Origin of the sequence: Alistipes shahii WAL 8301, assembly GCF_025145845.1 — a bacterium.
GTDB classification, from domain to species: domain Bacteria; phylum Bacteroidota; class Bacteroidia; order Bacteroidales; family Rikenellaceae; genus Alistipes; species Alistipes shahii.
This window is the reverse complement of record NZ_CP102253.1, coordinates 725,791-749,209: the sequence shown is the minus strand read 5'-3', so window position 1 is coordinate 749,209 and position 23,419 is coordinate 725,791. Positions and strand designations below refer to the sequence as shown.

At 60.4% G+C, this 23,419-nt stretch carries 16 protein-coding genes; 3 read left to right on the top strand and 13 right to left on the bottom strand.

Translation table 11 applies throughout. From position 1 onward, the window contains the following. Positions 1 to 100 precede the first annotated feature (100 nt). Positions 101 to 2,257 carry a glutamine synthetase III family protein gene (locus NQ492_RS03240; protein WP_015547896.1) on the top strand — a complete coding sequence of 719 codons (2,157 nt, stop codon included), beginning with the start codon at positions 101 to 103 and terminating at the stop codon, positions 2,255 to 2,257. Between the two features lie 79 nt (positions 2,258 to 2,336). Here the strand turns inward: NQ492_RS03240 and rpsU are convergent, their stop codons facing one another. The 4 genes from rpsU to NQ492_RS03220 form a co-directional block, all read right to left on the bottom strand. Then, positions 2,337 to 2,528 (bottom strand): 30S ribosomal protein S21, encoded by a 192-nt coding sequence (gene rpsU / locus NQ492_RS03235; RefSeq protein WP_015547895.1) that lies wholly within the window; start codon positions 2,526 to 2,528, stop codon positions 2,337 to 2,339. Between the two features lie 95 nt (positions 2,529 to 2,623). Beyond that, positions 2,624 to 3,685, bottom strand: a complete 1,062-nt coding sequence (locus NQ492_RS03230) for a helix-hairpin-helix domain-containing protein (protein WP_015547894.1) — start codon at positions 3,683 to 3,685, stop codon at positions 2,624 to 2,626. A 166-nt stretch (positions 3,686 to 3,851) separates the two neighbouring features. Beyond that, positions 3,852 to 4,661, bottom strand: coding sequence for an N-acetylmuramic acid 6-phosphate etherase (gene murQ / locus NQ492_RS03225; RefSeq protein WP_015547893.1), 810 nt, complete (start codon positions 4,659 to 4,661; stop codon positions 3,852 to 3,854). After that, positions 4,651 to 5,472, bottom strand: a complete 822-nt coding sequence (locus NQ492_RS03220) for an N-acetylglucosamine kinase (protein ID WP_015547892.1) — start codon at positions 5,470 to 5,472, stop codon at positions 4,651 to 4,653. Before NQ492_RS03220 ends, murQ begins: the two co-directional genes overlap by 11 nt. Before the next feature lie 342 nt (positions 5,473 to 5,814). Between NQ492_RS03220 and NQ492_RS03215 the strand changes: the two genes are divergently transcribed. Next, positions 5,815 to 6,189 carry a BlaI/MecI/CopY family transcriptional regulator gene (locus tag NQ492_RS03215; protein WP_015547891.1) on the top strand — a complete coding sequence of 125 codons (375 nt, stop codon included), beginning with the start codon at positions 5,815 to 5,817 and terminating at the stop codon, positions 6,187 to 6,189. A 4-nt stretch (positions 6,190 to 6,193) separates the two neighbouring features. Beyond that, a complete protein-coding gene (locus tag NQ492_RS03210) occupies positions 6,194 to 8,161 on the top strand; it encodes a M56 family metallopeptidase (RefSeq protein ID WP_015547890.1) in 1,968 nt (655 codons plus the stop codon). A gap of 85 nt (positions 8,162 to 8,246) precedes the next feature. On the opposite strand, the gene NQ492_RS03205 is transcribed toward NQ492_RS03210, so the two are convergent. The 9 genes from NQ492_RS03205 to NQ492_RS03165 form a co-directional block, all read right to left on the bottom strand. Next, on the bottom strand, positions 8,247 to 10,082 hold the full coding sequence (locus NQ492_RS03205; RefSeq protein ID WP_015547889.1) for a BamA/TamA family outer membrane protein: 1,836 nt from the start codon (positions 10,080 to 10,082) through the stop codon (positions 8,247 to 8,249). A gap of 252 nt (positions 10,083 to 10,334) precedes the next feature. Beyond that, positions 10,335 to 10,715 carry a TraR/DksA family transcriptional regulator gene (locus tag NQ492_RS03200; RefSeq protein WP_015547888.1) on the bottom strand — a complete coding sequence of 127 codons (381 nt, stop codon included), beginning with the start codon at positions 10,713 to 10,715 and terminating at the stop codon, positions 10,335 to 10,337. A gap of 84 nt (positions 10,716 to 10,799) precedes the next feature. Continuing rightward, the gene (gene ileS, locus NQ492_RS03195; protein WP_015547887.1) at positions 10,800 to 14,195 is read right to left on the bottom strand and encodes an isoleucine--tRNA ligase; all 3,396 of its coding nucleotides are present in this window, start codon (positions 14,193 to 14,195) and stop codon (positions 10,800 to 10,802) included. Between the two features lie 223 nt (positions 14,196 to 14,418). After that, complete coding sequence (locus NQ492_RS03190) at positions 14,419 to 16,290, bottom strand: PAS domain-containing sensor histidine kinase (RefSeq protein ID WP_015547886.1); 1,872 nt, start codon at positions 16,288 to 16,290, stop codon at positions 14,419 to 14,421. Between the two features lie 91 nt (positions 16,291 to 16,381). Continuing rightward, positions 16,382 to 16,948 (bottom strand): sugar O-acetyltransferase, encoded by a 567-nt coding sequence (locus NQ492_RS03185; RefSeq protein ID WP_015547885.1) that lies wholly within the window; start codon positions 16,946 to 16,948, stop codon positions 16,382 to 16,384. Position 16,949: 1 nt separating this feature from the next. Then, entirely contained in the window at positions 16,950 to 18,779 is a 1,830-nt protein-coding gene (locus tag NQ492_RS03180) for an ABC transporter ATP-binding protein (RefSeq protein WP_015547884.1), read from the bottom strand. A 136-nt stretch (positions 18,780 to 18,915) separates the two neighbouring features. After that, positions 18,916 to 19,380 (bottom strand): ribonuclease HI, encoded by a 465-nt coding sequence (gene rnhA / locus NQ492_RS03175; RefSeq protein WP_044054589.1) that lies wholly within the window; start codon positions 19,378 to 19,380, stop codon positions 18,916 to 18,918. A 103-nt stretch (positions 19,381 to 19,483) separates the two neighbouring features. Then, positions 19,484 to 20,731: a peroxiredoxin family protein gene (locus NQ492_RS03170; RefSeq protein ID WP_044054588.1), complete on the bottom strand. Its 1,248-nt coding sequence runs from the start codon at positions 20,729 to 20,731 to the stop codon at positions 19,484 to 19,486. A gap of 17 nt (positions 20,732 to 20,748) precedes the next feature. Next, positions 20,749 to 23,385, bottom strand: a complete 2,637-nt coding sequence (locus NQ492_RS03165; RefSeq protein ID WP_015547882.1) for a valine--tRNA ligase — start codon at positions 23,383 to 23,385, stop codon at positions 20,749 to 20,751. Positions 23,386 to 23,419: the final 34 nt, after the last annotated feature.

Genomic DNA, 23,419 nt, shown 5'->3' with positions numbered 1-23,419 from the left:
GTTTTAGTTTGCAATTATCGGGTCCTTCCCCGCGCGGTTTTTTCTACGAACACTAAACCCTTAATCAGTCAGGTATATGTCATCATTACTCAGATTCAAGATGGTCGATGCGGCCATAAATCACACGGCCGTCGAGGTGAAAGTTCCCGAGGGACGCCCGTCGGACTACTTCGGAAAGAAGGTATTTGGACGTGCGGCTATGCGGAAGTATCTCGACAAGCGCACCTATGCGGCCCTGCTCGACACGATGGAAAAACGCACGCCGCTTACGCGCGAAGTTGCCGACAGCATCGCGGCGGGTATGCGCCAGTGGGCGCTGGAGCACGGTGCGGACCACTATACCCACTGGTTTCAACCCCTGACGGGCGGTACGGCCGAGAAACACGACGCCTTTGCCGAGCCGGACGGTCAGGGCGGCGTGCTGGAGGAGTTCTCCGGCAAGCTGCTCGTGCAGCAGGAGCCCGACGCCTCGTCGTTCCCCAACGGCGGCATCCGCAATACGTTCGAGGCCCGCGGCTACTCGGCCTGGGACCCCACGTCGCCCGCCTTCATCGTCGACACGACGCTCTGTATCCCTACCGTCTTCATCGCCTACACGGGCGAGGCGCTCGACTACAAAGTGCCCCTGCTGCGCTCGCTGACGGCCATCGACAAGGCCGCCACGGAGGTGTGCCGCTATTTCGACAAGAATGTCGAGAAGGTCTTTTCCTACCTGGGCTGGGAGCAGGAATATTTCCTCGTGGACGAGAGCCTTTGGGCCGTGCGTCCCGACCTGATGCTCACGGGGCGTACGCTCATGGGACACGAGTCGGCCAAGAACCAGCAGTTGGAAGACCACTATTTCGGGGCGATTCCGACGCGTGTGATGGCCTTTATGAAGGACCTCGAATACGAGTGCCTGAAGTTGGGAATTCCGGTCAAGACGCGCCACAACGAGGTGGCTCCCAATCAGTTCGAGCTGGCTCCGGTTTACGAGGAGGCCAACCTGGCCAACGACCACAACCAGTTGCTGATGACCATTATGGACAAGATCGCCCGCCGTCACCAGTTCCGCGTGCTGCTGCACGAAAAACCCTTCAAGGGGATCAACGGATCGGGCAAGCACAACAACTGGTCGCTGGGAACCGATACGGGCGTGAACCTGCTCGGTCCGGGCAAGACCGCTTCGGAGAACCTCCAGTTCATCACTTTCCTGGTGAACGCCATTTCGGCGGTTTACAAGCACAACGGCCTGCTGAAGGCGTCGATTATGAGCGCGACGAACGCTCACCGGCTGGGCGCCAACGAGGCGCCTCCCGCCATCATTTCGACCTTCCTCGGAACGCAGGTGTCGGCCGTGCTGGACAAGCTGGCCGCATCGAAGGGCGACGACGCCATCCGTTTCGACGCCAAGAACGTCTTCAAGATGAGCGGCATTTCGCACATCCCGACGCTGCTGCTGGACAACACCGACCGCAACCGCACCTCGCCGTTCGCCTTCACGGGCAACCGCTTCGAGTTCCGCGCCGTGGGTTCGTCGGACAACTGCGCCGAGGCGATGATCGTGCTCAACTCGGCGATGGCATACGAACTGACCGAGTTCAAGAAGGCCGTGGACGCCAAGATCGAGGCCGGGGCCAAGAAGGAGAGGGCCATTTACGAGGTGCTCAAGCAGATGATCAAGGCCTGCAAGGCCATCCGGTTCGACGGCAACGGCTATTCGGACGAGTGGAAGGCCGAGGCGAAGCGGCGCGGTCTGGACTGCGAGACGTCGACGCCGCTGATCTTCGACCGCTACCTGGACAGGGAGAGCCTGAAGATGTTCGGCGATATGGGAGTTTTCACCAAGGTCGAACTCGAAGCCCGCACCGAGGTGAAGTGGGAGACCTATACCAAGAAAATCCAGATCGAAGGCCGCGTGCTGGGCGACCTGGCGATGAACCACATCGTGCCGATCGCTTCGAAATACGAGGCGCAGTTGCTCGACAAGGTCTATAAGATGCATCAGATCGGAGGGCTGAACGCCTCGTCGGACATTCTGCTTATCAAGAAGATTCAGGACCATACGGCCTCGATCCAGAAACTCACCGGCGAGATGATCGACGCCCGCAAGGTTGCCAACCGGATCGAGGACCCGCGTGAAAAGGCCATTGCCTACCACGATACCGTGGCTGTCTGCTTCGACGAGATCCGCCGCCATATCGACAAGCTGGAAGAGATCGTCGACGATCAGATCTGGCCGCTGCCGAAGTATCGCGAACTGTTGTTCCTGCGCTGATCGGGCTGATTACGGCATAGAAAAACCGGGAACATTCCTTTCGGAGTGTTCCCGGTTCTGGTTTCATATCTTGCGGAAATTATTCGTCGTCGCGGTACATGTGTTCCACGTAAATGGCGTGCTGCATCGCCTCGCGCTTCGCGATCGAAGGCTTGGTGAAGTACTGGCGGCGGCGAAGCTCCTTCAGGACGCCCGTGCGCTCGTATTTACGTTTGAACTTTTTCAGGGCGCGCTCGATGTTTTCGCCCTCTTTTACCGGCATGATAATCATAATATTCTTTGTTTTTTGTTGTTTTGAATCTGTTTGTTCGTTCTGAAAACTGCGGGGTGCGCATCCTCGATGCATCTTCCCCAAAAACGGTCGTTTTATTCGTCGGCAGGTCCGCTGTCCGACCCGAATTGCAGATAAGGAGCCAGCCGTGCTGCCTCCTCGCGGGTCAATATGTTCTGTTCCACCAATTCTCCAGCGGTACTCCAACCTCCTTTCAACTGTCTTGCTTTCAGCAATTTTCGTAATGCCTGCGGTGCTATGTAGGGGTGTTTCCCCAGCACTTTCGGACTTGCAAAGTTAATATCAATTTTCCGAATTTTGCAACTATCGCAGTAAATTTGTTTCAAAATTTTTTCATAATTGCGTTCCCGCACTCCCGGAACCTCTGCGAGTTGCTCCGCGCGGACGAATCCGCCGAGCCGTTCGCGGTAGTGCATGATCGCCACGACGGTCCTGGGACCGATGCCCACAACCGAGCGCAGCGTCGCCGAATCGGCCGTGTTCAGCTCCACGGGCTGTTCGATCGGCCGCGCCTTCCGTTCCGGGAAGATGACGTAGGGTTTCAGCGCCGCGGCCACCGAGTCGCTCACGACGTAGCATTCGCGCAGGTCCTCCATGTCGTAGATGCCGCTCAAATCCCGCCAGCGGATGAACGCCTCGGCCTGACGCTTCGACAAGGCCCCGATGGCGCGCAGGTAGCGGGCGCTCACGGTGTCGATGCGGAACGGCCCGGGTGCGAGCGGTTCGGGGAGAATGCGCCCCGTGCGGTATTTTTCGGGTGCGATGGCGTATTTGCGGCCGATGCGCACCCAGGGTTCGAGCCGCCGGTAGAGCGAGTCGCTGATGCCGTAGCAGAGCGTCAGGTCCTCGGGTATGCGGAACACTTTGCCCGCGGCGCGGTATTTCAGCAGGCTCACCGCTTCGTGCTTCGTAAGCCCGAGTCGCCGCAGGTCGTCGAGCGAGGCCGTGTTGGGGTCGAAATGCGACATCACGACGCTGTCCGCGGGCAACGCCTCCTCCATCTCGGCCTCGGCGCGGCGGGCCGCTTCGGGGTCGGCTGCCGGGCGTACGAGCATCAGGGCTATGATCAGCAGCCCGGCCAACGGCAGGAATACCGCAATGGCGCGTATTTCGCGGTCGGAAAAAAGTTTAGCCATTGTTCTGTTTATGCGGTCATATGCTTTATCGTTTCAACTGCCGGGAGCATGCGTCGTCTCCCTTCCGGAGGGAGGCCGGGGCGGGGCCATGCTTGTAGATGGCTCCGCAGGCGGCAATGACGGCGGTCGAAAGCGATTTGTACGTCGAAGTGTGTATTCGTTTTGTCTATTTTCCGATCTCCTCCAATGCCCGCTTCACCGAACCCCAGCGCAGCAGCAGTTTGCGGGCCTCGGTTTCGTCAAGCCCCGACGCTTCGGCGACCATCCGCGTTCCGCGGGCCACGAGCTTGTCGTTGGTCAGCTGCATGTTGACCATGCGGTTGCCCTCGACACGCCCCAGGCGGATCATCACGGCTGTCGATAACATGTTGAGCATCAATTTCTGGGCCGTTCCGGCCTTCATGCGCGTCGATCCGGTCACGAACTCCGGTCCTACGACCGCTTCGAGCGCATACTCCGCTTCGGCAGCTACGGGCGACGCGGGGTTGCAGGTGATCGAGCCGGTCAGCAGTCCGTGGCGCCGCGCCGCGCGCAGTCCGCCGATCACGTAGGGCGTCGTTCCCGATGCCGCGATGCCGATCAGCACATCGCCGGCTGTGGGGTGGTAGGGCGCCATGTCGCGCCAGGCTCCTTCGGTGTCGTCTTCGGCGTGCTCCACGGCCCGCCGCAAAGCGCCGTCGCCTCCGGCGATCAGCCCGATCACCCGGTCGAACGGCACGCCGTAGGTCGGGGGCAGCTCCGAGGCGTCGGTGACCCCCAGCCGGCCGCTCGTCCCGGCGCCGATGTAAAACATCCGGCCTCCGCGCTGCATGCGCTCGACGATGCGTTCGACGAGTAGCTCCATGACGGGGATGGTCCGCCGCACGGCTTCGTGCACACGGGCGTCCTCGCGGTTGATGCCCGTCAGGATGTCGTGCACCGACATCCGTTGCAGGTCGTCGTAGGCCGAATCCTGTTCGGTGATTCTATCTTCCATAGTGGTATTTCAAAAGCCCTTCGGCGGGCGATTCTACGATGGTTTCCACGCGGCGGCCCTCCGCTTCCAGCGCCTCGCGCAGCAACGCCTCGAAGTGGGCCGCCACGCCGCCCAGCAGCGATACGGGGAGTTCCGCCGGATAACGGCTCAGGTTGCGGGACGCAAAGTCGCGGAACGACCGGAGTACCAGCTCCCTGATCTCCGGGCTGTCGATATGCGCGCGTATGAAAGGTGCGAACGAGGCCAGAAAGCGGTTGGCGTAAGGCTCGCGGTAGACGCGGCGGATGATCTCCTCGTAATTCAACCCGTGCGCCGCGAGAAACTCCTCTTTCAGCGGAATGTGCCCCTTGAAGATGCCGTTCACCAGGTTGCGCCCCAGCACGGCCCCGCTGCCCTCGTCGCCCAGCACATAGCCCAGCGGGGGGACGTTTTTCAGGATTTCGCCGTCGCGGCACAGGCAGGAGTTCGATCCCGTGCCGAGGATGCAGGCGATGCCCTCCCCGCGGCCCCAGAGCGCCCGCGCCGCGCCCAGCAGGTCCGATTCGACCGTAATGTCCGTCGTTCCGAAGTGCGCTTCCAACTCCCGGCGCAGCTTCTCGCTCGCCTCCGGGAAGGTCTCGCCGCACCCCGCGCCGTAGAATCTCACGCTCGTCACGCCGTCGCATGGCGGCAGTTCCGCGAGGGCTTCGCGTATCTGTTCGGCCGAGTGCTGCACGGCGTTGATCCCCCGCGTGCGCACGTTTGTCGTCCGTGCGCCGTCGCTGGCGATCCACGTGCATTTGGTCGATCCGCTGTCGGCTATAAGTACCATAATTCAAAGATACGGATTAATCTTCAAATTCCGGAAAAAAGCCATAACTAAATTTTTTAGTTTAAAAACTATGTAAAATAGTTGCATGTGAATTTTTTTTAGTTACCTTTGCTCCCGGGTGCATGAAAAAGGACCGATGAAGCGATGGGCGGCTGTTCCGGAGGGAGCATTTCCGGCCGGGCGTGTCCGGAAAGTCGTGGGACGAATCCGGCGGGATCGTCGGCCGCGAGGGCGCTGTTCGCCGCATCGGGACCGGACCGGGCGTTTTGCTGCGCCGCCGTATGCTGGAATGCCTCCGTTTCAACTGAAAACGATACCTGATAACGCTTGTTTGAGTGAAATATGAAAGAGAATCCTGAAAAACTGACACGCAGGGAAGAGGAGCTGATGCGCTGCTTCTGGGAGCACGGTCCGCTGTTCGTACGCGAACTGGTGGCCCTTTCGCCCGATCCCAAACCCCATTTCAACACCCTTTCGACGATGGTCCGCGCGCTCGAAGCCAAAGGCTATGTCGCCCACAACTCCTTCGGCAGCACCTACCAATACTATCCGGTGGTGAGCGAGGAGGAGTTTTCGCGCTCGACGCTCGGCAGCGTGATCAGCCGCTATTTCGAGAATTCCTACCTCGGGGCGGTCTCGGCGCTGGTCGAGGAGGAGAAGATCTCGCTCGGCGAACTGCGCAGCCTGATCGACCGCATCGAAAATCAAAACCGGTAGCGCCATGTACGACCTGATGATTTACAGCCTGAAAGTCGGCGTCTGCCTGGCTGTCTTCTACCTCTTTTTCAAATTGCTGTTGAGCCGTGAGACCTTCCACCGCTTCAACCGGATCGTGGTTCTGGGGGCGATGTTCCTCTCGTTCGTGCTGCCGCTGTGCGTGATCACGGTTTACCGCGAAATCCCCGTCCTGCCGGAAATTCCGGACGGGGAGGCTGTTGCGACGGCCTTCGCCGAACCGCTTTCCGAACCTTTTCCGTGGGAGATGCTCGCCGGGGCGGCATTCCTGCTCGGGGCGGCCGCCACGCTGCTGTGGACGCTTTGTTCGCTCATCGGAGTCCTGCGTCTGATCCGCGGCGGACGTCGCGAACGGCTGGAGGACGGGGCTGTGCTGGTGCGCACGGAACGGCCCGTGACGCCTTTCAGCTGGGGACGCTATATCGTGATGTCCGAGAGGGACCTGGCGGAAAACGGCGGGGCGATTCTGCTTCACGAACGGGCGCACCTGCGGCTGCGTCATTCGCTCGATTTGATCGTGACCGACGTTGCGGGCTGCCTGCAATGGTTCAACCCCGCGATGTGGCTGCTGCGCCGCGAACTGCGGGCCATCCACGAATACGAAGCCGACGAGGCGGTGCTCGACAGCGGCGTCGACGCCCGGAGTTACCAGATGTTGTTAATAAAGAAAGCTGCCGGCGGGAGGTGGTACTCGATTGCCAACAGCTTTAATCACAGTAAACTTAAAAACCGTATTACCATGATGTTGCGTAAAAAATCGTCGCGGTGGGCCGGAGCCAAAGCGCTCCTGTTGCTGCCGCTTATGGGCGTGGCCCTCGGGGCTTTCGCCGAAACCGCTTATGTCTTTCCGGAAGACAAAGGTAAAAAAGAAACCAGTACGATTTACATTCGGGGGTCGAAATCTTTTTCCGATGGGCAACAACCGCTGATTCTGGTCGATGGCAGGGAGGTGAAGTCGATGGACAGCCTCGCTGCCGACCGGATCGAGTCGATCACCGTGCTCAAGGATTCCGTTTCGATGGCTGTGTACGGCGAAAAGGCTGCCGACGGCGTGATTCTTGTAACGCTCAAAAAGACTGGAGAACCGGGCGATGGGGCGCAGGTCCCGGGACTGAAAGGCAAAGTCGTGACGGTCACCCGGGCGGACAGCGCCGGGACGAACGAGTCGACAACCGTGCGGGGGATCGGTCACGGTACGAGGCCGAAAGACGGAACGGTTGTGGTGAATACGGCCGGAATCGCGAAATCGTATCGGTTCAAGGTCGAGAACGGCTCGTCGGTTGAGTCGAATCCTGTATTTATCGTCGACGGCGTACAAGTGTCTGAAATCGAATCGCTCGACCCGGATCAGATTGAAAGCATGTTGGTGATCAAAGGCACGAATCTCCCCGGGGAGTTTGCCGACAAGGGGTATGAGGGCGTGATAACGATTACGACCAAACAGGCGGCTGCCGCGCAAAGGGCTGCCGCGAAGTCGGCCCGGGAGGGTATCGAAGCCGGTAGAGCCGGGATCGAAGCGGCCCGCGAAGGGATGAAATACGCCCGCAAGTATATGGATTCGGACGCCTGGAAACAGGCGCAGAAAGCGCTCGACAAGGCCCAAAAGGAGCTTGAAGCAGCCCGCAAGGAGACTTCGGCACAGCTTTCCGAAGCGCAGAAAGCGGTGGGAACGTCGCTTAAACTTTCGGCGGACGCCGGGCATGCCGATAAGGTGACCATTCAGGGCACTCCGGAAAGTTCGGTGTCGGTTTATAAGGGACAGGTTACGCTGAAAGGCGGATTTCCCGACGGCATGCTGATCCGTATCAACGGCAGGGAGGCCTCGAAAGAGGATGTTGAACGGCTGGAATCCGGGAAGATCAAGCGCATGGAGGTCTACAAGGGCGACGAGGCCGTGAAGCGTTACGGCGAGAAGGGGCGCAACGGCGTGGTCGAGATCCGCGCCCGCAGGTAAAGGCTTAAAGGAAAAACCATAAGCAGATAAAAAGTTCACGAAGGCGGGGGATTCCACGGGAATCCTCCGCCTTTTTTGTGCGTGCCTATTTGAATTCGACGATCTCGGGCCGCGTCGGCCGGTAGCGGTACTGCTCCATGCGTGTCGGGTTCGAAAGGCGGAAATATTCGCTCTCGACCAGCCCGCGTTTGCCGAAGGCCACGCCCAGCCGGATCTGGATCGTGTTGAACACCAGCCGTTCGTTTCGCAGCCGCACGCCCAGTCCGAACGAGGTGAAGAAGTCGTTTTTGAAGATATTGGGCGAATAGCCGATCAGCCCGAAGTCGGCGAACCCGAAGACGGCGATGCGGAATCCCAGCGGCTGGTAGGGGGTGAATACCACCGTCTCGGTGTTGAGGATCATGCGGTTGGTTCCGATGATGTACTCCTTGAGGGCTTGCAGGCCGTCGGTGCGCGTGAAGCGGATGCTCTCGTCGCTGCCCGTCGCACGGTTCCAGCCCTGCGTGTAGTTGAAGGCGAGGAACTGGCGGATGCGGCTGCGCTTGAACAGGAAAAGGTTGGAGAACCACCGCAGGTCGACATCTACGGCGCTGCGCTGCCACATGCCGTTTTCGAGGTCTATGTAGCTTCCGAGCGTGAAGCCGCCCATGATGTAGCCCAGTCTGCGGAATCCACCCGTTTCGTAGCTCGCGCCGAGGTAGAGGGCGTCGTTGAATTCGCCCCACGAATAGCCCGTCGTCACTTCGGCCTTGTAGCCCGTCGCGAGGTACTCGCGCGTACCGAATCCGTAGATCATGTTGGCCGTGTAGAATTTTTCGCGGTAGAGACCCCCGCCGACCAGCAGGGCGTCCTGGTCGTGCAGCGCGGGGTTGTAGTCCGGGGCTACGAGGGGCCTGCGGCTCACGCGCCGGTAGTTGTAGCGTCCCGAGAGATAAACGCTCGATTTGATCCCGCGCAGGTAGTGCGAGTAGCCGCCCCAGACGTCGAGGTTGCGCTCCTTCACCAGCAGCGACGTGTCCTGTTCGATCATGTAGCGCTTGGCTTTGATGTCGCTGTATGTAAGGCCTATCTCGTAGTCCGTGGGTTTGAGGAACTCTTTGCGCAGCCCCATGTTGAGCGTCGAGTTGTAGAAGTCGCGCCCTCCGCCGATCTCGGCGGTGTAGAAGGTCCCGAGCAGGTTGGGGATTTCGTATTCGACCATGTTGCCGCCGTAGGAGAAGTCCTTGCGGCTGAAGTTGGTCATAAATTTGAGTTTGTTGCCCGATCCGAAGATGTTGGCGTCGGAAAGCCCCACCATCGTCCGGCCCTCGGAATGCCATCCTCCGTCGACGGAGATGGTCCAGCTGTCGCGCGTGGTGATCAGGAGGTTCACGCGTGTCGAGTCCACCGCGTCGGGGAGCACCGTGACGTCGATGTCCGAGATGTAGTCGCGCGAGCGGATCAGCTGCTTGTTGCGCACGATGAGCTGTGGGTCGAGCTTGTCGCCCGAGCGGAACAGCAGGTCGCGCCGGACGACGCGGTCGCGGGTGAGCATGTGGGTTTTGTTGGCCATGCGTTCGAGCCGGTTGCCGCCGGGGTCGAAAACCTGCTGGCGTTCGATGGTGATGTCGCCGATGGTTTTCCCGGCGTAGGGTTCCAGCAGGCGGCTCTCGTCGGTGACGCGGCCGCTCATCGTGGTGTCGAGCACGGGTTTTACGAAGAGCATCCGGTAAAGCATGCGCGGCACGGCGCGCCGGCTGGTTTTCGACTGGATGCTGTCGTAGAGGCGCTGGTTGCGCGCCGATGCGTCGGGATTCGCCACGCGGGCGCTGTCGGGCGTGAACCGGTCGGGGGCGTGCGTGCCGGGTCCTGCGGCACGGACCGAGAGGACCGTTGCCGCCCCAATCAGGATCAGGGAAAATATGCAGAACCGGGCGAACATTGTGTCAAAGATAACGGATTTTTTCGGCAAAAAGTGCGACACAGGGGCCTAAATTGAGGATTCGATACCCAAATCCCGATTATTCCGTCTCGGCGGCGGGTGCAGCTCCCCGCATAGCTTATAATCCGTGTTTTCCATCCCTCTCTTTTCTTTGCCGCGACATCCTCCCCCGGAGAAGACGAAAAAGACGGCCCGAAGGTCGTCTTTTTCCATTTTCCGTTCAGCGTGGAATGGGGTCATCCCTTCCCCGCCTTATCTGCGGCCCTCTTTGGCCTCGATGCATTCCGTGGCGTGGGGCACTTTCATCAGCCGCTCCTTGGGAATGAGCTTTCCGGTCGTTTTGCAGATGCCGTACGTCTTGTTCTCGATGCGTACGAGCGCCATTTCGAGGTTGCGGATAAATTTCATCTGATGGGCAGCCAAACGACCGCTTTCCTCTTTGGAAAGAGTTGCGGCGCCCTCCTCCAGCACCTTGAACGTCGGCGATGTGTCTTCCGTATCGTTGTCGGCGGTATGGGTGATCGTGGCGCGCAGCAGCTCGTAGTCCGCACGCGCGTTCTCAAGCTTTTTCAGGATAAGCTGCCGGAACTCTTCGAGTTCGGCGTCGCTGTATCTGGTTCTTTCGTCTGCCATAATAATCTCCTCTCTTTTAAGGTTTACTGTAAAATTAAGCAATAATTCCGATATTACCAAATTTTACCGGAATATATCAAGGGGCTATATCCGCGTCACGGCGATGCGCAGCGGTTCGTCGTCCACGTCGGTTTCGACGACTGTTTCGCCTGCCGGTTCCGCTGCCGGACGGACCTCCACGGCGAGGGTCTGCGAAGCGATGTAACCGGCGAATCGGGCGATTGCGTCGGCCACCAGGGGCTTCTGTTCGATCTCTGCGCGGATCTTGTCCGTGACCTCGAATCCGGAGTCCTTGCGGATATTCTGGATGCGGTTTATCAACTCGCGTGCCACACCTTCGGCTTTCAGCTCCTCGGTGACGGTAATGTCGAGCGCCACGGTGAGTTTTCCCTCCGAGGCGACGAGCCATCCGGGCATGTCTTCCGAGGTGATCTCGAAGTCGGCGGGCGTCACGGTGATCCGCTCCGCTCCGAGGTCGAGCACCGTTTCCGGCGCGGCCTCCACCTCGGCGATACGTTCCTGCGAGAACTCCGCGACGAGGGCGGCGATCTGCTTCATCCACTTGCCGTAACGCGGCCCGAGGGTCTTGAAGTTGGGCTTGATGCGTTTGGTAATCAGCCCCGTGGTCTTTTCGATCAGCTCGATCTCCTTCACGTTGACCTCGTTCATAATGAGGTTCTTCACGGCCGAAATATGCTCCGCCGTCGCGGGGTCGAGCACCGGGATCAGGATTTTGGTCAGCGGCTGGCGCACCTTGATCGACACTTTGCGGCGCAGGGCCAGCACCATCGACGAGACCTTCTGCGCCAGCGACATCATCTCTTCGAGGCGGGCGTCGATCAGCCGTTCGTCGGCCGTCGGGAACGCCGCGAGATGCACCGATTCGTCCTTGTGGCGGCCGCTCACGGCGTTGAGGTCCGTGAAGATGCGGTCGGAGATGAACGGTGCGAACGGCGCTGCGAGCATCGTGACGGTCTCAAGACAGGTGTACAGCGTCTGATAGGCCGCCAGTTTGTCTTCCGACATGCCGCCTCCCCAGAACCGCTTGCGGTTGAGGCGCACGTACCAGTTCGAGAGGTTCTCGCCCACGAACTCCTGAATGGCGCGGGCCGCCGGAGTCGGGTCGTAGTCTTCGAGTGATTCGGTAACGTTCTTCACCAGCGTATTCAGGAGCGAGATGATCCAGCGGTCGATTTCGGGACGCTTCTCCATCGGAACCTCCTCTTCACGGCCCGTGAAGCCGTCCACGTTGGCGTAGAGGGCGAAGAACGAGTAGGTGTTGTAGAGCGTTCCGAAGAATTTGCGGCGCACTTCGTCGACGCCGTCCCTGTCGAACTTGAGGTTGTCCCACGGCTGCGAGTTGGAGATCATGTACCAGCGCGTCGCGTCGGCTCCGTAGGTGTCGAGCACCTCGAACGGATCGACGGCGTTGCCCAGGCGTTTCGACATCTTGTTGCCGTTCTTGTCCAGCACCAGACCGTTCGAAATGATATTCTTGAAAGCCATCGAGTCGAAAAGCATCGAGGCGATGGCGTGCAGCGTGAAGAACCAGCCGCGCGTCTGGTCGACGCCCTCGGCGATGAAGTCGGCGGGGTAGACCTGGCCGAAGCCCTCCTTGTTCTCGAACGGGTAGTGCACCTGCGCATAGGGCATGGCGCCCGAGTCGAACCACACGTCGATCAGGTCCGATTCGCGCCTCATCGGCTCGCCCTTCGACGAGACCAGCACGATCGAATCGACATAGGGGCGGTGCAGGTCGATGTTCTCGGTCGAGTAGTTCTCCTTCGACATGTCGCCGACCCTGAAATTCCTGTACGGGTTTTCCTGCATGACGCCCGCCGCTATCGAACGCTCTATTTCGGCCATCAGTTCTTCGACCGAACCGATGCACTTCACCTCGGAGTAGTCCTCCGTGGCCCATACGGGCAGCGGGGTTCCCCAGAAGCGCGAACGCGAGAGGTTCCAGTCCACCAGTCCTTCGAGCCACTTGCCGAAGCGGCCCGTTCCGGTCGATTCGGGTTTCCAGCGGATCGTTTTGTTCAGTTCGATCATCCGCTCGCGCAGCGCCGTGGTGCGGATGAACCACGAGTCGAGCGGGTAGTAGAGCACGGGTTTGTCCGTGCGCCAGCAGTGGGGGTAGGAGTGGGTGTGCTTCTCGATCTTGAAGGCCTTGTTTTCGGCTTTCAGCATCACCGCGATGTCGATGTCCAGCGTCGGGTCGGTCTCGCTCAGCCGCTCGTCGTAGGCGTTCTTCACGTAGCGGCCCGCATACTCCCCGTATTTCGCGGCGTCGACGTGCGTCTTCACGAACTCCGGGTCGAGCTCTTCGATCAAAAAGAATTTGCCCTGCCTGTCGACCATCGGCTGGTTCTTGCCCGCGCGGTCGACCATGAAGAGCGGCGGGATGCCGGCGGCCTTGGCCACGCGGTCGTCGTCGGCGCCGAACGTCGGGGCGATGTGCACGATGCCCGTACCGTCCGAGGTGGTCACGTAGTCGCCGACGATCACGCGGAAGGCGTCGCCTTCCGGCTTCACCCACGGGATCAGCTGCTCGTAGCGGATGCCTTCCAGCTCGGGACCTTTCCAGCTCCCCTCCATGATCTCGTATGTGCCTTCCATCTTCTTGGTGAAGTAGGAACCCAGTAGCTCTTTGGCCAGGATGACCGTCTGCGGCCGGTCGGTGTAGGGGTTGCGGCACTTGACCTTCACGTATTCGATCGCAGGGCCTACGGCCAGCGCCGTGTTCGAAGGCAGCGTCCACGGCGTGGTGGTCCAGGCCAGGAAATAGAGTTCACCTTCGACCCCTTCGAAGAGTTTCTCGCTCTTCGCGTCGCGGATCACGCGGAACTGCGACGTGCAGGTCGTGTCCTTCACGTCGCGGTAGCAGCCGGGCTGGTTCAGTTCGTGGGTCGAGAGACCCGTTCCGGCGGCGGGCGAGTAGGGCTGGATGGTGTAGCCCTTGTAGAGCAGCCCCTTGTCGAAGAGCTGCTTCAGGAGCCACCACAGCGTCTCGATGTATTTGTTGTCGTAGGTGATGTACGGGTCGTCCATGTTGACCCAGTAGCCCATCTTGCGCGTGAGGTCCTCCCACTTGCCCGTGAACTCCATCACCGCCTCGCGGCACGTGCGGTTGTACTCCTCGATGGAGATCTTCTTGCCGATGTCTTCCTTGGTGATGCCGAGCTTCTTCTCGACGCCCAGTTCCACGGGCAGTCCGTGAGTGTCCCATCCGGCCTTGCGGTGCACGAGGTAGCCCTGCTGCGTCTTGTAGCGGCAGAATACGTCCTTGATCGTGCGGGCCATGACGTGGTGGATGCCGGGCATGCCGTTTGCCGAGGGGGGACCTTCGTAGAATACGAACGTGGGATGGCCCTCGCGGGTCGTGATGCTTTTGTGGAACGTGTCGCGTGCGTCCCATTCGCCGAGCACGTCGGCGGCTATGCCTGCCAGGTCGAGGCCTTTATACTCCTTGAACTTCATATCGGTAGAAATTTCTTCGCTAATTTTCTGACAATTGGCAAAGATATAAAAAAGATTTGAAAAACGGGTCTGAAGCGTTCGATTTATGGATCTCCGTTCCGGGAAGCGGGGTCTGCGGGGGCCTTCCCTTCGTCGGGGCTGTCCGCGTCCGGCTTCGGGGCGATGACCGTCCCGGTCGTTTCCCGTCCGGTTCTGCGCCCGGGACGGACGCGGGTTTTGGGGATTACTCCCCCGCGGGAATGTCGATCCGGAAACAGGAGCCTTCGCCCGCCACGGAGTCGACGCCGACCGAGCCGCCCAGCTGTTCAGCGATCGACTTGCAGATCGACAGCCCGAGCCCGGTCCCCTGGGTGAAGGTGTCGAGTTTGACGAAACGTTCGAAGATGCGTTCCCGGTCTTCGGGCGCGATGCCGATGCCCGTGTCGCGGACGTAGAAACGGATGTGGCCGGGAATCCGGCGGAATCCGATCGTTACCGATCCTTTTTCGGTAAATTTCAGTGCATTGCGCGTAAAGTTGTTCAGCACCTGGGCAAGCCCCTTCCTGTACTCCGTGACGGGGAATTCCGGCAGCCCTTCCTCGACGCGCAGTTCCACGCCCGGCCGGCGCTGGAGGCGGAGCGAGTCGGCGACCTCCCGGCATAAGTCCCGGGCGTCGAACTGCGTGCGCTCGATGTCCGTGCGTCCCGACTCGATGCGCGCCAGATCCAGCACGTCGGAGATGATTTGCAGCAGCAGGGTGTTGTTGCGCAGGATGATGTCGGTGTACTCCCGGCGGGTTTCGTGCCTGCTTTCGTCTGCCAGCAGCTCCGAGAATCCGACGATGGCGTTCAGCGGGGTGCGGATTTCGTGGCTCATGTTGGCCAGGAACGCCGACTTGAGTTTGTTGGACTCCTCGGCGCGCTTCTTCGCTTCGCGCAGCTCCTCCTCCTCGGTGCGTTTGAGTTCGCTGATGTCGTAGTTGACGCACGCCAGGTCGATCACGCCCTCCTCCGGACGGTAGTCGCGGCAGAGCAGGTGGATTTTGATCCAGCGCATCGGCTCCTGATCGCTCACGATGCGCACTTCGTTGACGAAAGTCCGGATTTCTCCGGTTTTGAGGCGTTCGAACTCCTCCTCAAGGTGTTGCCGGTCGTCGGGATGGACCTGCCGCCAGTGGCCGAGAATCTGTGAGGCGGGCGTGTTTTCCGCTTCGCCGTAATTTTTGGCCCAGGGACCCTTGGTGTAACCCTCTCCCGTAAGGGGGTTGTAGCTGACGCAGCCCACGTGCGCGAAGTCCGAAACCAGGTTGAAGAGATGCTCGAAATCGTCCAGCTGTTCGCGGCTGCGCGTGGCGTCGGTGATGTCTTCGAGCAGGATGACCAGTTCGTCGTCGCCCGGCGTGTTGTAGATCAGGAAGCGGCAGGTGCGTTTGCCGTCCGGGCTTTTCCCGGTCTGCTCCCAGAAGGAGCAGGAGGGGATGTGCTCGAATGTGGGAATGTGTTTCAGGGGATCTATTCCCACCTCGCGGGCCGTCTTTCCGGCATGGCCCTGCGTGTGGATGCCCAGTATCCTGCCGGCCTGCTGGTTGATGTACGAAAGCAGGTAGTCGACCGCTTCGCCCGATTTGTCGCGCAGGATGTTGACGCGCAGGTAGCCGATCGGCAGGTGTTCGATCAGTTGTGCGAGGTGGCTGTAATTGCGTTGCGTCGCCTTGTAACTCTGATTGATGGAGGCCAGTTCGGCATTTTCGGGAGTGCCTTCCGTAACGCGGCGGACGGTTCCGAAAACCGAGCGGACGCCCGTCAGCGGATCGTTGGCGGCAGCCACGGCTCTGACTTGCAGGCATCTGTCGCCGTTGGCCGTGACGAACGTTTCGTCGAGCGAGTCGGAGACCTTGAGGGCGGCGCAGCGGGTGTAAATGCGCGCCCGGTGCTCCTCGCCGGGCAGCAGGTAGACCTCCTCGAACGAAATGCGGGTGCGATCTGCGCCGAAAAGGTCCGCCGCCAGCCGCGAACAGGTCATTTCGCGCTGTCCGAAGTCGAGCTGCCACCATCCGACGCCGGAGGCGTCGAGTGATTTTTGCAGCAGGTCGGGGGCGGCTTGTTCGGAGTGCATGGCAGAAATACCCTTTTTTCGATGTTTCTGCAAAAATAGAAAATTTCGGGAGAAAACGAATTTTGTCCGGATGATTTTTTGCGCGGCGGCGCTATTCGGTTTCGTCCTGCCGCGTCAGCGTGCGGATCACGCGCGCCGGGTTTCCCACGGCCACCGAGTCGGCCGGGATGTCGCGCGTCACGACGGCTCCGGCGCCGATGACCGAACGGTCGCCGATGGCGACGCCCGGGCAGACGATCACCCCTCCGCCCAACCAGCAGTCGTCGCCGACGGTGATCGGACGGCCCGCTTCGAGTCCAGTGCGGCGCTGTGCCGCGTCGAACGGATGCAGGGCGGTGAGCAGCTGCACTTTGGGCCCTATGAGCGTGTGGCGGCCGATGCGGATCGGCGCCAGGTCGAGGAACACGCAGTCGAAATTGACGAACGACCCTTCGCCGATTGAGATGTTGAGTCCGTAATCGCAGCGGAACGGTTCGCGGATGAATCCTTCGCAGCCGGGGCACAGCTCGCGCAGTGCGGCGCGGTAGGCGTCGTCGTGGCCGCAGAGTTCGACGTTGAGGCGGTGCATCAGGCGCGTGGCGTTGTCCCGGATGGCGGTGAGTTCCGCATCCCGGGGGTCGAACCACCCGCCGGCGAGCATCTTTTCCCGCTCGGTCATTTTAGTCGAAGGATTGCATTTCGATCAGCTTGGCGTAGATGCCGTTGCGTTCCATCAGCTCGTTGTGCGTGCCCTGTTCGGCGATGCGGCCGTGGTCGACGACAACGATCAGGTCGGCGTTGTGGATGGTCGACAGGCGGTGGGCGATGACCACCGACGTACGGCCTTTGAGCAGGTTGTTGAGGGCGTCCTGCACGAGTTTTTCGCTCTCGGTGTCGAGTGCCGAGGTGGCCTCGTCGAGGATCAGGATGTCGGGGTTCTTGAGCACTGCGCGGGCGATCGAGAGCCGCTGGCGCTGGCCGCCGGAGAGTTTCACGCCCCGGTCGCCGATGTTGGTCCCGTAACCGTCGGTGCATTCGCGGATGAAGCAGTCGGCGTTGGCGACCTTCGCCGCCTCGACCACCTCTTCGTGCGTGGCGCCGCGCTTGCCCATGCTGATGTTGTTTTCGATGGTGTCGTTGAAAAGCACGGTGTCCTGCGCCACGACGCTCATATGGGCGCGCACGCTCTCCTGCGTGTAGTCGCGCAGCGAAATGCCGTCGATGAGTATTTCGCCCGCCGAGGGGTCGTAGAAGCGGGGCAGCAGCTCGCTCAATGTCGACTTGCCGCCTCCCGAGGGACCGACCAGAGCCACGGTCTGCCCGCGGCGTATCTCGAACGAAATGCCGTCGATCACTTCGCGCTCCCCGTCGTAGGTGAAGTGCACGTCGCGGAATTCGATTTTCTCTTTCAGCCCCGTGAGTTCCCGGGCGCCGGGTTTGTCCTGTATTTCGGGTTTCGTGTCGATGATCGAGAAGATGCGCTCTCCGGCGGCGATTCCCTGGTTGATGTTGGCGAACTGGTCGATGAAGGTGCGCACGGGGCGCGTGATCTGCGAGAAGATGGCGATGAAGGCGATGAATCCGCCGGGGTCGAGCACGCCTTTGGCCACGAGCGAACCGCCGAAGACGAGGATCACGCCCACGGCCGTGATGCCGAGGAACTCGCTCATCGGCGAGGCCAGCTGCTGCCGGCGGGCCATCGAGAGGGTCAGGCGCGCCAGGTCGGCGCTGATGGCGTAGTATTTCTGCTTGATGTATTCCGTGGCGTTATAGCTCTTGATGACCTTGATGCCCGAGAGCGACTCGTCGAGCGTCGAGACCATCTCGCCCATGCGCTGCTGGTTGGTGCGGGCCGGGTGGCGGAGTTTCTTCACGATGCTGCCGATCAGCAGGGCCACCACCGGGAGGAACAGCACCGAGAAGATGGCCAGCTCCCACGAAATGGCCACCATCATTACGATGTAGCCGATGATCAGAAACGGTTCGCGGAACGACACCTGGAGGGTGTTGGTGATGCAGAACTGCACCACGCCCACGTCGGAGGTGATTTTCGAAATGATGTCGCCCTTGCGCTGGTCCGAGAAATAGCCCACGTTCATGTCCATCACGCGCGAGAACATTTCGTTGCGCATGCGTTGCAGGGTCCGTGTGCGCATGTTCTCCATGGTCCATGCGCCGAGGTAGCGGAACAGGTTGCTCATCAGGCTGATGCAGATGGCCACCACGGCCAGCAGCATCAGTACGTTCTGGCGGTCGTATTGTTCGAAGATGTGCGAATAGGCGAAGTTGAAAAGTGTTGCGAGGTAGTCCTGATTGAGTTCCAGGGGAGGCAGCTTTTCGACGTATTCGAAGGAGTAGTTCGCGTCGAACATGGTGTTCAGGATCGGGATGATCAGCATGAACGTCAGCGAGTTGAACAACGCGTAGAAAAGCGAGTAGAAGAAGTAGGGGATCGCGTATTTCTTGATCGGCCGGGCAAAACCCAACAGCCGCATGTATGTTTTGAACATTCGGAGCGTATGTTTGTTGGTTACGCAATTAGCGGCGTAAAGATAGGAATAATAACCCGAAAAGCGAAAAATGTACGATAATTCGATGGATTATGGTGGACTTTGTGCCGAAAAAACGGTGCGGCGGCCTTCCGTTTTACCGCTCTGCGGGATCGTAGCCCGTGTCTTCGAGCCAGTGCGCCTTGTCGTTGGCCGCCGCCACGGCCAAATAGTCGCAGCGGTTGTTCTCGACTGTTTCGGCGTGGCCCTTGACCCAGACGAAACGGACGTTGTGGCGGTTGTACATGCGCAGGAAACGCATCCAGAGATCGGGGTTTTTCTTGCCCGCGAATCCCTTGCGGACCCAGCCGAAGACCCAGCCTTTCGAGACGGCGTCGACGACGTATTTCGAATCGGAGTAGATGACCACGTCCGAACCCTCGAACTTGAGCGTTTCGAGCGCCACGCACACGGCCATCAGCTCCATGCGGTTGTTGGTCGTGAGGCGGAATCCCTGCGACAGCTCCTTGCGGTGGTGTCCCGAGAGAAGCACTGCGCCGTAGCCGCCCGGCCCGGGGTTTCCGAGGGCCGAGCCGTCGGTGTAGATGGTGATCGGAGACAAAATATGCGTAGATTAGAGATCAAACATAGAGTTTATGACGGGATGTTCCGGTCCGGTTTTCCGGGGCTTGCGCCTGCCGTCCCGCCGCCGGCCGTTTCGCGGTTCATTCGGCGGCCGTTCCGCCCAGTTCCTTGTCCAGAATCTTTTTCGCCTGGTAAAAGGCATTCGTGTAATTGCGTGCCAGTATGGTGCCGTCCGGACCGATCAGAACGAAGAACGGCCAGCCTTCGATGGCATACGTTTCCATGATCTGCCGGTTTTCCGGATGACCGGTTTCCAGTTCCGCTTCGATCCATCCGTGTTCCAGCATGCCGGCCAGCACGGGGCGCATGTCGTCCACACCCGGCGACGGCGTTTTTTTGCCTGCGGGCAGACTTTCGTATACGCTCCGGATATCGGCGATGGATTCGGTCAGTCCCACCACCTGCAACCCTTTGTCCTTGTACTTTTCGAACAGATCGCTCACCTGCCGGTCGATATGGATCGAGCCGGGACACAATCCCCAATGGTAGAGCAGCAGGTATCGGCCTTTGAAATCAGCCTTGGCGACAGTACGGTCTTCGGTCGTTGCCAGTGTGAAATCCGGCGCCGGTTTTCCTTCGGCGAGTTGTTCCATTCTTGCCATGCAGTCTGCGTACATCCGGCCGAAATAGCTCGTTTTCAACCCTTCGGACAATGTCTTGTAAAACCTGCGCGCCTCCTTGGCCGGGGTGTACGACAACTTGGGTATCCTGTCGATCAACAGGTACAGGCTTCCGTGCGGATTGGCCGCTTCGTAGGCTTTTCGCAGCATATCCTTCCGTTCTACGCCGGGATTGCCGTTGTAAAATCGGTTGAATTTTCCGCCCCATTCCCGGCTGGCTGCCGTATCGTTCCGCTCCGACGCTTCCCGTGCATTTTCCAGATAACGCCCCCGGACCCGGCCGAGCGAATCATCGACCGCCAGCAGGCTCGACAGCATGGGCTCGTCGTAAATTCCTCCGCCGAGACGGCAATAATAGATCGCATCCGTCGAGCCGGTCATGCCGATCCTATCGCCGGGCCTGACGATGACGGGTTTGCCTCCGCGATCCCCGGCTGCGGCTCTTCCGGCTTTCGGGCGGTAGGTCATCAGGTAGTACTGGTCGTGTTCCGACTTCCCCCGATGACGGAATGCGCCCGGTTTGCGGACTACGACGTCGAATCCCGGGCCGTACTTCCATGAAGGCAGGAGAATACGCTCGAAACGGAGGGTGTCTCCGGCTTGCAGTCCCTCGATCCTTCCCTCCAGTCTGAATCCCCGGGCATAGGCACAGGCTGCCGTCATGGTCAGGGCGCAGCATGACAGGAAAAGTTTGTATCGTAGGGCCATGATAGCTGTTTTAATGCTTATTTGCCGGATTCGAGCGCCGCCAGCTGTTCGCGGATCGCCGTGATCTTGGCTTCGGCGTCGGCCTGCTTGGCGCGCTCGTTGGCCACCACCTTCTCGGGCGCCGAGGCGACGAACCGCTCGTTCGAGAGCTTCTTCATCACCGAGGCGAGGAATCCCTCGTAGTAGGCCAGATCGTCCGCGAGCTTTTTGCGCTCGGCCTCGGCGTCGATCTTTCCGGCCATCGGCACGAAGTACTGCGTTGTCTTGACGATGAAAGCCGCGGCCGCCGGGTCCTTCTCCGCCACGGTCTCGATGGCCGTGAGGTTGGCCATCTTCATCACGACGGGGGCGAACTCCGCGGGATAGTTCTCATCGGCGATGACCCGGAGCGTCAGCGCCTCTTTCTGCGGCAGGCTCTTCTGGTTGCGGATGTTGCGCACCGAGGTGATGATCTCCTTCGCCAGTTCGAAGCGCGCCAGCATCGCGGCGTCTTCGGCCGCAGGCTCGGGCATCTGCGCCACGCAGATCGAAGCGCCTTCGGCGCGGGGCGCGAGGTCCTGCCAGATCTCTTCCGTGACGAACGGCATGAAGGGGTGCAGCACGCGCATCAGGGCGTCGAAATAGCCCTTCGTCGCCTCCATCGTCGGGGCGTCGATGGGCTGTCCGTAGGCGGGCTTCGCCATCTCGAGGTACAAGCCGCTGAAATCGTCCCAGAAGAGGCGGTAAGCCTCCTTGAAGGCCTCCGAGATGCGGTATGACTTGAAATCCTCGGCGATCTGGCGCAGCGAGCGGCCCAACGCCTGCCCGAACCATGCCACGGCCAGACGGTTGTTCTCGCTTTGCGCCGCCGCGGCGTCCACCGCCCAGCCGTTCAGGAGGCGGTAGGCGTTCCAGATTTTGTTGCCGAAGTTGCGGCCCTGCTCGCACAGCGCCTCGTCGAACATCACGTCGTTGCCGGCCGACGACGAAATGAGCATGGCCATGCGCACGCCGTCGGCGCCGAACTTTTCGATCAGCTCCAGCGGATCGGGCGAGTTGCCCAACTGCTTGGACATCTTGCGGCCGATTTTGTCGCGCACGATGCCCGTGAAGTAGACGTTCGAGAAGGGCTTTTCGCCGCGGTATTCGTAGCCGGCCATGATCATGCGGGCCACCCAGAAGAAGATGATGTCGGGACCGGTCACCAGATCGTTGGTGGGGTAGTAGTAGCCGATCTCCCTGTTGTCCGGGAAGCGGATGCCGTCGAATACCGAGATGGGCCACAGCCACGACGAGAACCACGTGTCCAGCACGTCCTCGTCCTGCCGCAGGTCCGTCAGCTGCAACGAGGCGTCGCCGCTCTTCGCGCGGGCCTTTTCCAACGCCTCTTCGGCCGTCAGGGCCACCACGAAGCCACCTTTGGGAAGATAGTACGCCGGAATGCGCTGGCCCCACCACAGCTGGCGCGAGATGCACCAGTCCTTGATGTTCTCCATCCAGTGGCGGTAGGTGTTCTTGTATTTCTCGGGCACGAAACGGATCGCATCCTCCATCACGGCCTTCGTCGCCGGTTCGGCCAGCTCCTGCATCGAGAGGAACCACTGCATCGAGAGTTTCGGCTCGATGGCCACGCCCGTGCGCTCCGAATAGCCCACGTTGTTGGTGTAATCTTCGGTCTTTTCCAAAAGGCCCGCCGCGTCGAGGTCCTTTTCGATCTGCCGGCGTACGTCGAAGCGGTCCTGACCCACGTACATGCCCACCTTGTCGTTGATCGTGCCGTCGTCGTTGAAGATGTCGATGGTCTCCAGCCCGTATTTCTCGCCCAGCATGTAGTCGTTCACGTCGTGGGCCGGAGTCACCTTCAGGGCGCCCGTTCCGAACTCGATGTCGACGTATTCGTCGCGGATCACCGGGATCGACCGTCCCACCAGCGGCACGACGACGCGGGCGTCGGCGGGCAGGGCCTTGTAACGCTCGTCATTGGGGTTGACGCACAGCGCCGTATCGCCCAGGATGGTCTCGGGGCGCGTCGTGGCGACGATGATTGCCCGGTCGGTTCCCTCGACCTTGTAGCGCAGGTAGTAGAGCTTGCCGTGCGACTCCTTGAAGACCACCTCCTCGTCCGAGAGGGCCGTCTGCGCCGCGGGGTCCCAGTTGACCATCCTTACGCCGCGGTAGATCTTGCCTTTCTCGTAGAGGTCGCAGAAGACGCGCAGAACGCTCTCCGTGCGGGCTTCGTCCATCGTGAAGCACGTGCGGTCCCAGTCGCACGAGGCGCCCAGCTTGCGCAGCTGTTTGAGAATCACGCCGCCGTATTTCTCCTTCCATTCCCAGGCGTGGCGGAGGAACTCCTCGCGCGTGAGCGACGACTTTTCGATGCCCTTTTCGCGCAGCATCGCCACCACCTTGGCTTCGGTGGCGATCGACGCGTGGTCCATGCCCGGCACCCAGCAGGCGTTCTTTCCCGACATGCGGGCGCGGCGCACCAGTACGTCCTGCAACGTGTTGTTGAGCATGTGCCCCATGTGGAGCATGCCCGTCACGTTGGGGGGAGGGATGACGATCGTGTAGGGTTCCCGCTGGTCGGGTTCCGAGTGGAAAATATGCTGTTCGATCCAGTAGTCGTACCATTTGGATTCGATCTGCTGCGGTGCGTATTTGTCTGCGATTTGCATGGCGCGTTGAATTTTACTTTGTTTTCAGGGATGC